This window comes from Gemmatimonas sp. (assembly GCF_044345575.1).
In the GTDB taxonomy this organism is placed as follows: Bacteria; Gemmatimonadota; Gemmatimonadetes; order Gemmatimonadales; family Gemmatimonadaceae; genus Gemmatimonas.
The window spans coordinates 1-13,583 of sequence record NZ_JBIJAW010000060.1; the positions used below are offsets into that span (position 1 = coordinate 1).

A 13,583-nucleotide genomic window follows, 5' to 3' on the forward strand; every position below is an offset into this window, starting at 1 on the left:
ATTTCTCTTCCATCCTCATACCTCGGCCGGTCGCATTCCCACCGACAAGGCCTATCGCACCTACGTGGATTCGCTCATGCGGGTCGATCCGCTCTCCGGTGCGGAGCGGCGGCGTCTCGAGGAAGAGATCCAAGGTGGCGGTTCGGCCATCGAGAACATCCTGCGACGGGCGGCGCAGTCGCTGGGCGTGCTCACCCAGGAACTCGGCGTCGCGCTCGGCCCGCGGCTCGATCGTGCCACGTTGCGTCAGGTCGAACTGGTGCGCGTCTCGTCTGACCGCCTGCTTATGGTGCTCAGTCTCAGTGGTGGGGCCGTGCGCACCATCTTTGTCGAAGTGCCCGGCATCATTGCCGACGAGGCGCTCATCGGCGTGACCATCGTGCTGAACGAGCGGCTGGCCGGGCTCACGCTCGATCAGGTCCGCACCTCGCTTGCGTCTCGCCTGCGTGACGTCACCACCAGCCCGGAAGCGGCCGAACTGCTGAACATCTTCGTGCAGGAGGGTGATCAGGTGTTTGGCCGTGCAGCCGCCGATCCGCTTGATACGGTGGTGCTTGGGCAACCCTCGCTCCTGGCGGACAAGCCGGAGTTCGCCAGCGGCGAACGGCTCCGGCAGCTCATCGAACTGACCGAGACACGCCAGCAGCTCGGGCGGTTGCTCGAGTCGCGTTCGGGGAATCCCGGCATCTCGATCACCATCGGCAATGAGCACAGCGATCCGCGGCTCGAGCCGTTCACCGTGGTCACGGCCGAGTACCACGCGGGATCGCTGAGTGGCGTCATCGGGGTGATCGGGCCAACGCGCATGCCCTATGAGAAGGTGATCGCGCTTGTCGACCACACGTCCCGACTGGTCTCCGACCTCCTCTGCTGACCCCATCGCGGCCGGGTCCTCACGCAGGGACCCTTCGGCGCTCCGGTTGGGTTAGCTTTATCGGGTTGCCGTGGGGAGGCGCGCGCGTCGCGCCGGGTCCCGGTATCATCGTTTCACCATCCGACACCTCGTCCCGATCGGCCGGCCTATTGCCAGCTCATCAGGGTTTTCGCGGCTTTTTCGTGGCATTGGCTCGACGACACCATGGCTGACTTCTACGCGGTTCTTGGCGTACCGCGCGACGCTTCCGACGACGACATCAAGAAGGCCTATCGCCGGTTGGCGATGCAGTGGCACCCCGACCGCAACGGTGGTTCGAAGGAGGCCGAGGAGAAGTTCAAGACGATCACCGAGGCGTACGACGTGCTGCGTGATCCGCAGAAGCGCGCGGCGTTCGATCGATACGGGGAGGCCGGACTGCGCGGCGGCGGAGGACAGTCCGCCTATGAACACGTGGACCTGTCCGACGCGCTCAACATCTTCATGCGCGACTTCGGCGGATTCGGTGACCTGTTCGGCGCCTCGGCTGGTGGCCGGCGTTCCGGGCCGCGCAGCGGTGCCGACATCAAGTTGCCGCTACCACTCACGCTGACCGAAGTGGCCACCGGTGTCGAGAAGACCGTCTCGCTCAAGGTGCTCGAGGCCTGCGACAAGTGTGAGGGCTCCGGCGCCGAGCCGGGGACCAAGCCGTCTTCGTGCGGCACGTGTGGGGGCGCTGGCGAAGTGCGCCGTGCGCAGCGCTCGTTCTTCGGCCAGTTCGTGTCGGTCGCGCCATGCCCCACGTGCGCCGGCGAAGGGGTGGTCGTGGCCAACCCGTGCAAGAAATGCCGTGGCGAGGGACGGGTACGCGCCGATCGCACGCTCAAGATCACGGTACCGCCCGGTGTGGCCACCGGCCAGTACATGACGCTCCGCGGAGTCGGCAACATCGGGCCGCGCGGTGGGACGCGTGGTGACGTCCTCGTCGTGTTCGAGGTCGATGACGATGAACGGTTCGAGCGTGATGGAGAAGATCTCTTCTGCGAAGCGTTGGTCACGTACCCGCAGCTGGTCTTCGGCGCCGATATCACGGTGCCGGGTGTGACGGGGGACCTTTCGTTGCGCGTGCCGGCGGGAACCCAGAGTGGCGCCGTGTTTCATCTGCGCGGTCGCGGTTTGCCGAGGGTCAATGCCTCCGGAACGGGCGATCTGCATGTGAAAGTGCAGCTCTGGACACCTCAATCCGTCGAGGGCGAAGAGAAGCAGCTCATCGAGCGCCTCGGGGCACTGCAGGGCAAGACGCCTGAGCGTCGCGAAAAGGGGTTCTGGTCGAAGATGAAGGAAGCGCTCGGTGCCTGATCCCATGTCATCGAATGTCGAGCGCTGGATCAGCGTGCGGGTGCAGCCCGACCGCGCAGAAGGCGCGCGCGACGCCTGTCTCGCCGCCCTGTTTGCGGTGGGTGCGCAAGGGGTCCACGAAGACGGCTTCGCACTCGTGACGCATTTCCCGCCTGGCACCGACCTCGAGGCGGTGCATCGTGCGGTCACCGAGGCCGACGAACTGGTGGTGATCGAAACCGCGCCGGTGCCGGACGTGGACTGGACGGAAGCGTGGAAGACGCGCATTACGTCGCACCAGCTGGGGGCCCTTACCGTGTCCCCACCATGGCTCGCCGACGGGCTCGACCCGGCGACGACGATCGTCATCGAGCCGGGAATGGCGTTCGGCACCGGTGAGCACCCGACGACGCGTGGCGTCGTGCGGCTGTTGCCTCGGCAGCTGCGCGCCGGGGCAGTGGTCGCGGATCTCGGTGCCGGGAGCGCCGTGCTGGCCATCGCGGCCGCCAAGCTCGGCGCCGCGCGGGTGTATGCGATCGAACTCGATGCCGATGCGATCCCCGATGCGGAGAAGAACGTGTCGCGTAATGGCGTGGCCGAGCGTGTGCACGTGTTCGAAGCGGATGCCGGCGCGCTCTTGCCGCTCGTCGCGCCGGTCGACGTGGTATTGGCCAACATCATTTCGTCCGTGCTCATCGAGCTGATGCCGGTCATTGGCGCGGCGCTACAGCCGGGCGGGGCGGCGATCCTGAGCGGGATTCTGCGTGAGGAGCGCGAGACGATGCTGGCGGTGCTCGCGGCGCACGGCTGGACGGTCATCGAGGAAGACGCGGAGGACATCTGGTGGTCGGTGTCGATCGCGAAGGCGTAGCCGCCGGGCGGCCACAGTTCGTCACTGGCGACCCGTTCACACTGGGCGCGACAGTGACGCTCGACGAGTCGGCCGCGCGGCACATGCGAGTCCTGCGGCTCGGCGCTGGCGCGGTGGTGGGGCTCCGTGACGGGCAGGGGAGTATCGCCGAGGGGCAGCTGGTGGTGCTGTCCAAGACCCAGGCGCAGGTGGAAGTCACGCAGTTGGTCCACGTGGCGCCGCTCCCGCCGGTGCATCTGCTGGTCCCCGTCGCCGATCGCGATCGTATGCTCTGGCTGGCCGAAAAGGCCGCGGAGTTGGGGGCAACCAGCTGGCGGCCGGTGCTATGGCGGCGCTCACGCAGCGTATCGCCGCGGGGTGAGGGGGTAAGCTTTCAGGCGAAGGTGCGCGCGCGGATGGAAGGCGCGCTGGCACAGTCGGAAGGGGCGTGGCTCCCGCAGCCGTTTCCCGAGGCGAACCTGGAGCGCGCCATCCTGGCGGCGCCGCCTGGGGATCGGGTGGTCCTCGATCCGGCCGGTGAGCCGCTCGTGGGGGCAGCGTCTCCTGCGGTGCGCCCCCCCCTCATCATCGCGGTCGGCCCCGAAGGGGGCATCGAACGGGATGAGCTCGAACAGCTCCGGGGGGCCGGCTTCCGGTCGGTGTGCCTCGGTCCCACGATTCTACGGTTTGAAACTGCGGCTATCGCTGCGCTGGCGATGGCCCGAACCTGGTTGGGACGCGAGTCCCATCCCGAGCCCCTGGAGGACGCGTGAACGAAGCTGGAGCGGCCCCCTGCATCTTCTGTCGGATCGTGGACGGTTCCATTCCCTCCACTGCGGTGGCGTCCAACGACCACGCGCTGGCCTTTCGCGATCTGCATCCGCAGGCACCGGTGCATGTGCTCGTGGTACCCCGGCGCCACGTTGTCTCGTTGGCCGAGGCCGATGATGCGGCTGAGCTCGGCCACCTGCTGGCGCTGGCCGCTGAGGTGGCCCGCCGCGAGGGGATCGCCGAGTCGGGATACCGGGTGGTCACCAATATCGGTGCCGACGGGGGGCAGAGCGTTGGCCACCTCCACCTGCACGTGCTCGGCGGACGCCCACTGGGATGGCCGCCGGGGTGAGTTGGCGCGGACGCGTCCTTGACCGGCGTGGCCGCTCTGTCTAGCATTAGAGGCTGGCCCGAAGAGGGTCATTTTCTGGTTTTATCGCCCGCTGGTCTGGCCGGCAATTCGCTGGTCTCCCCTTGCACACGTCGCGATCCTGTCGCGACCACATCCGAGGTTCAGTTTGTCGGAAGTCATTATCCACGAGGACGAAAACTTCGAGCGCGCGCTCAAGCGCTTCAAGAAGAAGTGCGAAAAGGCCGGCATCCTGTCGGACCTGCGCAAGCATCGTCACTACGAGAAGCCGTCGGAGCGCCGCAAGCGCAAGATGAACGCGGCTGTCCGTAAGAACCGCCGCACCCGGAACGGGTGAGCAGTCCCGTGGACGCCAGCGGCAATACGCTGCTGGCGCGGTTGCAGGGAGATCAGGCGGCCGCCAGACGGGAACAGCAGAAGGATCGCGTGATGCTCCTCGGCATGGTCATCGCCGAGGTAAAGAATCGTGAGATCGAGCTGCGTCGGGAGGTTACCGACGACGACGTGATCGACGTGGTGCGCAAGGGTATCAAGAAGCGCCGCGAGTCCGTCGAATTGTACGGCAAGGCCGGCCGTGCCGACCTGCAGGAAAAGGAGCAGCACGAGGTCACGCTGCTCGAGGCGTATCTCCCGGCTCAGGTCGATCCGGCCGAGGTGCGTGCGGCTGTCGAGGCCGCCATCGCTGCGGGGGCCGCCAACATCGGTGCCGTCATGGCCCGCGTCATGCCCGCCTACAAGGGGCGCGTAGACGGCAGTGTCATCAACGCCATGGCGCGCGAAGCACTGGCGCGCGCGTAACGCCGGCCCGTCAGGCCGGCTCGTCAGCCGGACCCCATGAACGCGCACGCGCTCGGTATTCTCGAGTTTCCCCGCTTGCTGGCCCATGTGGCCGGCCGGGCTTCTTCCGCGCCTGGGGCCGCCGCCGTACGCGCGCTCACACCACGCTACGACCGCGCGTGGATCGAGTTGGAGCATGCGCGTGTCGGCGCCGTGCGAGCGCTCGTCACCTCAGATCTCGGCTGGCCGGCGGAACCAATCCCCGATCTCGGGGACGCGCTCAAGCGCCTGCGCATTGCCGGCCTCACCTGGAGCGCCCTCGAACTCCTGCAGGGGGCCACGCTCCTGCGGTCGTCCCGTCGCATGCGGGATACGCTGCGCGACCCGCGGCGGCCGGCCATCACGCTCGCCTATCTCACCTCGTATGCGCAGGCGCTCGTCGACCTCCGGGCGCAGGAAGAGGCGATCGGCCGAGCCATCAGTGACGATGGCACCGTGCGTGATGAGGCCTCGCCCACGCTGCGGCACGTGCGACGTGAGCTGCGCAAGGCCGAGGGGGAACTCGTGCGACTCCTCGAGCGGGAAATGGGCAAGCTCGAGCCGCATCATCAGGTGAGTGATCTCTCCGTCACCATGCGCAACGGGCGATGGGTCATTCCGATGCGTCGCGAAGCCAAGGGCTACGTGGGCGGTATCGTGCACGACAGCTCGGGCACCGGGGCGACGATCTTCGTGGAACCACCGGCCGCGGTGGAGTTCGGTAACCGGGTGCGCGAGCTCGAAATCGAGGAACAGCGGGAAGTCGAGCGGGTCCTGCGTGAACTCACCGAGTCGCTGCATCCGTATCATGATGCCATCGTCGGGGCGTTCGACGCGCTGGTGGCGCTCGACAGCCTCTACGCACGGGCGCGGTACAGCCTCGAGGCCAACTGTGCCGCCGTGTCGTTTTGCACACCGGCCGAGGGCCTGAGCATCGTCGATGGTCGCCACCCGCTGCTGCTCGCGAAGGGTACCGCCGTCGTGCCGTTTGACCTCACGTTGCACGACAATGAGCGTACGCTGCTGGTCTCGGGGCCGAATACGGGTGGCAAGACGGTACTGCTCAAAGCCATCGGCCTCTTGTGCATGATGGCACAGGCGGGTGTGCCGGCGCCGGTCGGCGCCATGAGTCGCCTGCCGGTGTTCGATGATCTCTTCGCCGACGTCGGTGACGAGCAGAGTATCGAAGCCAGTCTCTCCACATTCAGCGCACACCTCAAGAATCTCGGCGAGATTCTGCGATCGGCGACACCCGAATCACTCGTCCTCATCGACGAACTCGGGTCGGGGACCGATCCGGCAGAGGGCGCAGCGCTTGGCGGTTCCATCCTCGAGACGCTCACCGTTCGGGGCACGCTCACGCTCGCCACGACCCACCTCGGGCAGCTCAAGTTGCTGGCCACCGACGTGGTGGGCGTGGTGAATGCCTCGCTCCAGTTCGACGCGGTGCAGCTCGCCCCCACGTATCGCCTCCTCAAGGGTGTCCCAGGGCGGAGCTACGGCTTGAGCATCGCGCGACGCCTCCAGTTGCCCGAGGCGGTCATTACGCGCGCCGAGGAGCGACTGCCCCAAGGGGAGCGCGATCTCGCCGTACTGCTGGCTGACGTCGAGGCGCGCGAGGCGGTGCTTACCGAGCGCGAGCAGCTGATGACGCGGGAGAACGATAAGCTGCGTTCGCGCACGGCGACCGTGAGCGATCGGGAACTCAAGGTGCGCGAGCGGGAGCGGGATGCCGAGCGTACTGCGCGTCAGGAAGCCAGAAAGTATCTCCTCGAGGCGCGCGGGCAGGTGGAGCGCGCCATCGCTGAGATCCGCGCGAAGGCGGCGGAGGCGAGCGCAGAGTTCGATGAGACGGCGCGTGCGGCCCGACGGAGCATCGAAGATGCGGCGGCATCGCAGGGCGCTGCGGCCGAAGCGGTTGAGCAACGTGGTGCCCGCGATCGGGCACGCGCAGAACAGAAGCACAAGGGACCGCATGCTGCGGCGACGTCGTCGGCCGTGTCATCCGGCGCCCACAGCAAGCGTGAACAGCCGCTGGCCGAGGGCGATCATGTGCTCGTCGGGACATTGGGTGATAAGGTTGGTCGCATAATCTCCTTGCGTGGCACGGAGGCGCGCGTCGCGGTGGGATCGCTCACCGTGAACGTGCCGCTCAAAACGTTGAGCCGTACTCAGGCTTCGCCGGCGCCGACCCTCAAGCTCACGATCGGCGAGTACGCCGAGGTTGAACCAGTGCGCGAGGTGGACGTGCGCGGGATGCGGGTGGACGAAGTGGACGACTCCGTGCTGCAGGCGCTCGATGCTGCGGTACGCAATGACTTGCGGGAGTTGCGGATCATTCACGGCAAGGGCACGGGCGCTTTGCGTGCGCGGGTGGGTGAGATGCTCAAAAAGGACACCCGGGTCACCGGATTCCGGCTCGGTGCCTGGAACGAAGGAGGGGCGGGTGTTACGGTCGCCGAACTCGCGTAGCGTGTGCACGTACCGTTGATTCAGGACATGCGCTGCCGCTTGCGGGGAATCTGATCCCATGATTGCCGACGAGATCGTCGAACGCGTCCGTCAGGCCGCCGATATCGTGGAGATCGTGAGTGAGTTCGTTCCGCTCAAACGGTCTGGCGGCACGTGGCGTGGGCCGTGCCCGTTCCATCAGGGGAAGAACCCCAACTTCTCGGTCTCGCCGTCGCACGGGAGCTACCACTGCTTCGTGTGCCACGAGAGCGGCGATGTGTTCACCTTTTTGCGCAAACGTCTGGGGCTCGACTGGCCTTCAGCGGTGAAGTTCGTCGGCGAAAAGGTAGGGATCGAAGTCGTCGACACCCCTCGCCGCGCGCAGGCCCCCGATCCGAACGCCCCCAATCACGAAGCGCTCGCCGCCGCGGCGGAGTGGTTTCAGGCGCAGTTGCGCGACGAGCAGGAGGGGCGTGCGGCGCGCGAATATCTCGCCTCGCGAGAGCTCGACCCGCATGCGTGGCATCGCTTCGGGCTGGGGTTCGCCCCGCGTGATGGGCAAGCGTTGCGCCGGTATCTGCGCTCGTTGGGGTACGACGACGAGCGTCAGCTCGAGGCCGGGTTGCTGGTCGTGCGCGAGGGCGACCCTGAACCACGCGGGCGTTTTCGCGGGCGTGTGATGTTTCCCATTCTCGACGAACTCGGGCGACACGTCGGGTTCGGCGGCCGAGCCATGGGCGATGATCAGCCCAAGTATCTCAACAGCCCCGAGTCGCCGGTCTTCCAGAAGCGACGCACGTTGTATGGCCTCAACACGGCCAAGCAAGCGATGCGCCGAGTGGAGCGTGCCATCGTGGTGGAGGGCTACCTCGATGCCATTCGGCTGGCCTTGGCCGGTCTCGAGGAAGTGGTGGCGCCACTCGGTACGGCGCTGACGGAGGAACAGGCGCAGCTGCTCACCCGGTATGCGACCAGCGTGTTTCTGCTCTACGACAGCGACGAAGCCGGGCAGAAGGCCACGTTTCGCTCCGGGTTGGAATTGCTGCGCGCCAAGGCGTCTGTCCACGTGGTGTCGCTGCCTGAGGGCGAGGATCCGGACACGTTTGTGCGCACGCATGGACGGGCCGCGATGGAGTCGCAGCTGGGCAACGCCATCGACCTCTTCGATCGGCAAGTCCAGATGCTCGAACGGCGCGGCTGGTTCAGCGATCTTCGCCATCGTCGCACGGCGATCGACAAGTTGCTCCCCACCATTCGGGCCGCGAAGGAACCGCTCACGCGCGACATGTATCTCGCCCGGCTCGCCGATGTCACACGAGTGGACAAGGCGACGCTCTCGAGCGAGGCCGATGCACTTCCCGAACCGGGGATGCGCCGGATCGGCAATCGGTCGTCGGCGTCCGGGTCACCGAGTGCACCCGCCGGTGATGAACCACCGCCGTTCGAGGGACCGCCGCCGGAGTACGACGGCGGGGAGCACGGCGAGCCGGAGCCGACGCCACTGCCTGCGCCGGCCTCGGAGCAGCGCCCGGCGTGGACGCCCCGCAGAAAGGGCTACAAGCAGGGCCCCGAGTGGCAGGCCACGAATGTCCCCCCACGCCCGCGTCGTGACGAGCCGGTGGAGCGGGCGCTGGTGCGCGCCATGTTGGTCGATCGCGGGGTCGCGGAACGGGTGGCCGAGCGCCATCCGCCCGCGAGCTTCCGGGATGGGCGTTATCGGGAGCTGTTCGACGTCCTGTTGCACGCGCCGCTCGAGGATGATCTCGAGCAGATTGCCGAGCGGTTGGCGCCGGAAGCGCTGCGGATATTGCGCGAGTTCACGGAAGCCGGTGCGTACGACGTGGTTGCGGCCGACATCGGACTCAACCTCAGCAAGCTTGATGTTCGGGTGCTCGAGGCGCGCGTCGACGAGATTCGGGTGGCCATGCGCACGGCAACTCGCGAGGCGCAGGATGCGTTGATGCGAGAGCGCCTCGACCTCGAGGCGGAGATTCGACGATTGATGCCGATGCGCTCGCCGCGCGGCAGGCCGAAAGCATAGGAAAGAGACTGTGGTGAATCGGGAACTCGACGCGTTGCTGGCCGTCCAGGCCGACGATGTGGCCATACGGGCGATCGAAAGCCGGCGGGACGCCCTCGCTCCCCGACTGTTGCTGCTCGACGCGACGCAGAAGCGGGCGATGGAGGAGGTGACGCGCACCGAATCCGCGTTGGAGCGCGAACTCACCCGCCAGCGAGTGCTCGACACGCGGATCGCGGAAACGCGGAGCTTCCACGAGCGGGCCACCGCGGCGCTCGACTCGGCCGAGAAGCTGAGCGAGGCGACCACCGCCGCTGCGCAGGTGGAAAGCACGCGCCGCGCCCTCGCCGACGGCGAAAGCGAAGCGCTGGGCCTCACGAGGCGCGTGGCCGACCTTCGGACGGCGCTGGCCGCCCATCGCGAGGTGCTGGCGCAGGTGAGCACGGATCAAGGGGGCGCGCGCACCGAACTCGAGGCACAGCGGGCCGCGATCGATGCGGAGCTGGCCACGGCGCGGGCGCGGCGGCAGCTGTCGGCGTCGGCCGTGAGTGCAGGGCTCCTGAGCAAATACGAGCGCATCGCGGCGCGGCGAAAGGCGGAGGCGCTGATCGAGTTGCGCGACTTCTGTTGCCGCGCGTGCGACACAGCCATCCCCCTGCAGCGACGTCCGGTGATGGCCGCGGGGAACGTGATCGAGCCATGCGAAGGGTGCGGCGTGCTCCTGTATCATCGCGTCTCGCTGTAAAGTGCTCCCGAGTGTCACCCCCCTACCGTACATTGGCGGGGTGAGCGCTCCTCTCTTTTCGCCAAAGACACCACCGCCCGTATTTGCTCCCTCGGGGGCAGTGCGCCCTGGTGACGCGCCTGTGCCGATGCGGCCGCCGGCACGTTGGATCGCCGTGGCGCCGCCCCCTGCCGACGCCGTGGAGCTGCTGCAACGTGAACTCATGCTCCCGGCCGACGTGTGCCGGTTGCTGGCGGCGCGCGGGTATCGTACGGCCGAGGCGGCCAAGCGGTTCTTGCGGCCGAGGTTGGAGCATGTGGAGCCGGCTGGCGTACTCCACGACGCTGAGCGCGCTGTCACGCGCATCGCCGACGCGGTCCGTCGCCAGGAAACGATTTTCGTGCACGGCGACTACGACGTGGACGGAATGTCGTCCACCGCGTTGCTCACACGCGTCCTCCGTCATCTCGGCGCCCGCCACGTGGTGCCGTTCGTGCCCAATCGCCTCACCGATGGCTACGATCTCGGGGCGGCCGGCGTCGCTGCGGCACGCGCGGCCCGTGCCACCCTGGTGGTCACCTGTGATTGCGGCACGAGTGCCCATCAGGCCGTGCGGGAGCTGATGGACGACGGGATCGATGTGATCGTGACCGACCATCATCTCCCGGGGAACGGTCTGCCCCCCGCGTTCGCCGTATGCAATCCGCGGCACCCGGCCTGCGCCTCGAGCGACAAGGATCTCGCCGCCGTCGGGGTGGCGTACAAGCTCGCGCTGGCGTTGTGCGAGGCGTTGGGGTCACCGCCAGGCATTGCGCATCACCAGCTGGACCTCGTGGCGCTGGCAACGATCGCCGACGTGGCTCCGCTGCGTGGGGAGAATCGCGTGCTCGTGCGGTACGGGCTCAAATTGCTCGCCGAGACCACGCACCCCGGATTGCGCGCGCTTATCCGATCGTCGGGGCTCGAGGGCAAGCCGCTCACCGCGGGGCGTGTCGGCTTCGTGCTCGCCCCGCGCCTCAACGCGGCGGGGCGTATCGCCGACGCGAAGTTGGGGCTCCGGTTGCTGCTTGCCGATCGGGAAGACGAGGCGAACGTGATCGCGCGCGAGCTCGAGGAACTCAATCGGGCACGACAGGAGCTCGATCGCGCGGTGCTCGACGAGGCCATGCGACAAGTGGAGCGGCCCGACATGCGCGATCGATACGCGCACGTGCTCCATCAGCAGGGGTGGCACGCCGGGGTGATCGGCATTGTCGCCTCGCGGATCGTGGAGCACACGGCCCGGCCGGCGGTGCTGGTGGCCGTCGAGCACGGCATCGGCAAGGGCTCGGGACGTTCCATCAGTGCCTTCGATCTCCACGGGGCGCTCGGAGCATGTCGCGCGCTCTTTCAGCGCTACGGGGGCCACCGCGCAGCGGCTGGCCTCACCATGGATGCGGCCAACTTGCCCGCATTCGTCGAGCAGTTCGATGCGGTGGCGCGCACGCATCTCACCGCGGACGATCTGGTCCCTGAGTTGCGGGTCGACCTCGATGTGCCGATCGACGAGGTGGGTGAGGGGTTGGAGAAGCTCGTCCGCCATTTCGAACCGTTCGGCATCGGCAATCCCGCGCCGACGTTTCGCTCCACCGGTGCGCGGCTCGCGTATCCGCCACGGAAGATCGGGAGTGATGGGCTCAAGTTCGCCATCGATGCGGCGCGCGGCGAACTGGAGGCCATCGGGTGGGGCATGGCGCCCCGGGCCTCTGCCTTCGATGTATCTCGGGCCTTCGATCTAGCCTTCCGCCTCGAGCGCGATGAGTATCGCGGCGTGTCGCGACTGCAGTTGCGGGTCGCCGACGTTCGTCATCCCACGGAGTAGTCACCATGCGCATCATTGCAGGGCGTTGGAAGGGGCGCCGCATCGAGGCGCCGGCCGGCGATCTCGTGCGTCCCACAGGAGACCGGGTCCGCGAGGCGTGGATGAGTATCGTGCATCCGCTCCTCCCCGATGCGCGGGTCCTCGATCTGTGCGCAGGGAGCGGAGCGCTTGGCTTGGAGAGTCTGAGCCGTGGCGCTGCGCTGTGCGATTTCGTGGAACAGTCGCCCAAGGTGCTCAAGGTGCTCGAGGCGAACATCGCGGCCCTTGGGGGACATGCAGGGGTCGCGGTCCATCGGGATGAGGCGCTGCGATTTGCGCAGCGGCTGTCCGCGGGGGCCTACGACGTGGCGTTCGCCGATCCCCCGTACGCCAGCGATGTGGCCCAGCGTCTGGCAGAACTGTGGCTCGCGGTCCCTTTCGCGGCCGTGTTCGCCGTTGAACATTCGTCTGCGGTGTCACTCCCCTCGATCGGCGAGACGCGCCGGTACGGCACCACCGCCCTGACCTTCTTCCGCTACCAGTCGTGACCCCCGATCCGGCCAGTTTGGCCGTCAATGCCATTGCGCGCCCCAGCGGCCCGCTCGTTGCCCTCTACGCCGGCTCCTTCGATCCCATCACCCATGGGCACGAGGATCTCATCAAGCGGACACTCACGTTCGCCGATCATGTGATCGTGGCCGTGGCGAACAACATGAACAAGCAGCCGCTCTTCTCGGTCGAAGAGCGGATGGATTTCATCCGCCTCTGCACCGATGGCGATCCTCGCATCCAGGTCTGCGCATTCAAGGGACTGCTGGTCGAGTTTGCCCGCTCGGTAGGGGCACGGGTCAACGTGCGTGGGCTGCGCGCGGTAAGCGATTTCGAATACGAGTTCCAGATCGCGCTGATGAATCGCCATCTGTATCCCGACCTTGAAACGGTCTTCATGACGCCGTCACTCGATACCACCTACATCAGTTCGAGCATGGTGCGGGAGGTGGCGAAGTTCGGCGGTGACGTCTCGGGGTTGGTCCACCCGGTGGTGGGGGCGGCCCTCATGGCGCGCTATCGGGAACAGGGGTTCGGGCAGCCGGCGTCGTACCCGACCGAGTCGTCGCGACAGGGAGCGTCGTGAGTACGTCCTCGACCGCCGATGCGCATCCCGACGCTGGCGCGTTTCTCGAATCACTGCATGCGCGTGCGGCCAGGCAGAAGCGCACGATTCTTTTCCCCGAGGCCACCGATCCGCGCACGGCGTCAGCGGTGAACCGCCTCAACAAGATGGGCTCGGTGCATCCGGTGCTGGTGCGGCGCGGTGACGCGCCCACCGGTGTCGTGCCATCGAACGTCACGATCGTCGATCCGCTCAACGACCCCCGGGTGCCGCGGGTCGTCGAGCATCTGCTGGCTCGGCGCGGCAGTCGCGGGCTCACCAGAGAAGACGCCGAGCGACTGGCGCGCGATCCGCTCTACTTCGCCGACAGCCTCGTGGCGCTGGGCGAAGCGGACGGATGCGTGGCCGGAGCGGTGCACACGACGGCCGACGTGCT

General features: G+C 67.3%; 14 protein-coding genes. All 14 read left to right on the forward strand.

Features of this window, described 5'->3' with window-relative positions:
* Positions 1 to 874, forward strand: an 874-nt coding sequence (gene hrcA, locus ACIQ6O_RS05785; protein ID WP_396206833.1) for a heat-inducible transcriptional repressor HrcA, incomplete at its 5' end; no start/stop codon positions are given.
* Positions 875 to 1,078: 204 nt separating this feature from the next.
* Positions 1,079 to 2,212 (forward strand): molecular chaperone DnaJ, encoded by a 1,134-nt coding sequence (gene dnaJ / locus ACIQ6O_RS05790; protein WP_396206834.1) that lies wholly within the window; start codon positions 1,079 to 1,081, stop codon positions 2,210 to 2,212.
* 4 nt (positions 2,213 to 2,216) lie between these two features.
* Positions 2,217 to 3,062 carry a 50S ribosomal protein L11 methyltransferase gene (locus ACIQ6O_RS05795; RefSeq protein WP_396206835.1) on the forward strand — a complete coding sequence of 282 codons (846 nt, stop codon included), beginning with the start codon at positions 2,217 to 2,219 and terminating at the stop codon, positions 3,060 to 3,062.
* Complete coding sequence (locus tag ACIQ6O_RS05800) at positions 3,035 to 3,814, forward strand: RsmE family RNA methyltransferase (protein ID WP_396206836.1); 780 nt, start codon at positions 3,035 to 3,037, stop codon at positions 3,812 to 3,814. Before ACIQ6O_RS05795 ends, ACIQ6O_RS05800 begins: the two co-directional genes overlap by 28 nt.
* On the forward strand, positions 3,811 to 4,164 hold the full coding sequence (locus tag ACIQ6O_RS05805) for a histidine triad nucleotide-binding protein (protein WP_396206837.1): 354 nt from the start codon (positions 3,811 to 3,813) through the stop codon (positions 4,162 to 4,164). Before ACIQ6O_RS05800 ends, ACIQ6O_RS05805 begins: the two co-directional genes overlap by 4 nt.
* Before the next feature lie 166 nt (positions 4,165 to 4,330).
* Positions 4,331 to 4,519 carry a 30S ribosomal protein S21 gene (gene rpsU, locus ACIQ6O_RS05810; RefSeq protein ID WP_026850684.1) on the forward strand — a complete coding sequence of 63 codons (189 nt, stop codon included), beginning with the start codon at positions 4,331 to 4,333 and terminating at the stop codon, positions 4,517 to 4,519.
* Positions 4,516 to 4,980: a GatB/YqeY domain-containing protein gene (locus ACIQ6O_RS05815; RefSeq protein ID WP_396206838.1), complete on the forward strand. Its 465-nt coding sequence runs from the start codon at positions 4,516 to 4,518 to the stop codon at positions 4,978 to 4,980. Before rpsU ends, ACIQ6O_RS05815 begins: the two co-directional genes overlap by 4 nt.
* Positions 4,981 to 5,016: 36 nt before the next feature.
* Positions 5,017 to 7,470 carry an endonuclease MutS2 gene (locus tag ACIQ6O_RS05820; RefSeq protein ID WP_396206839.1) on the forward strand — a complete coding sequence of 818 codons (2,454 nt, stop codon included), beginning with the start codon at positions 5,017 to 5,019 and terminating at the stop codon, positions 7,468 to 7,470.
* A 58-nt stretch (positions 7,471 to 7,528) separates the two neighbouring features.
* Positions 7,529 to 9,490, forward strand: coding sequence for a DNA primase (dnaG, locus tag ACIQ6O_RS05825; RefSeq protein WP_396206840.1), 1,962 nt, complete (start codon positions 7,529 to 7,531; stop codon positions 9,488 to 9,490).
* A 13-nt stretch (positions 9,491 to 9,503) separates the two neighbouring features.
* A complete protein-coding gene (locus ACIQ6O_RS05830; protein ID WP_396206841.1) occupies positions 9,504 to 10,214 on the forward strand; it encodes a zinc ribbon domain-containing protein in 711 nt (236 codons plus the stop codon).
* 154 nt (positions 10,215 to 10,368) lie between these two features.
* Positions 10,369 to 12,054: a single-stranded-DNA-specific exonuclease RecJ gene (gene recJ, locus ACIQ6O_RS05835; protein WP_396206842.1), complete on the forward strand. Its 1,686-nt coding sequence runs from the start codon at positions 10,369 to 10,371 to the stop codon at positions 12,052 to 12,054.
* A 5-nt stretch (positions 12,055 to 12,059) separates the two neighbouring features.
* Entirely contained in the window at positions 12,060 to 12,581 is a 522-nt protein-coding gene (gene rsmD, locus ACIQ6O_RS05840; RefSeq protein ID WP_396206843.1) for a 16S rRNA (guanine(966)-N(2))-methyltransferase RsmD, read from the forward strand.
* Positions 12,578 to 13,168, forward strand: coding sequence for a pantetheine-phosphate adenylyltransferase (coaD, locus tag ACIQ6O_RS05845; RefSeq protein ID WP_396206844.1), 591 nt, complete (start codon positions 12,578 to 12,580; stop codon positions 13,166 to 13,168). The genes rsmD and coaD overlap by 4 nt, the downstream gene beginning before the upstream one ends.
* Positions 13,165 to 13,583, forward strand: a 419-nt coding sequence (locus ACIQ6O_RS05850) for a phosphate acyltransferase (protein WP_396206845.1), incomplete at its 3' end; no start/stop codon positions are given. The genes coaD and ACIQ6O_RS05850, both read left to right, overlap by 4 nt.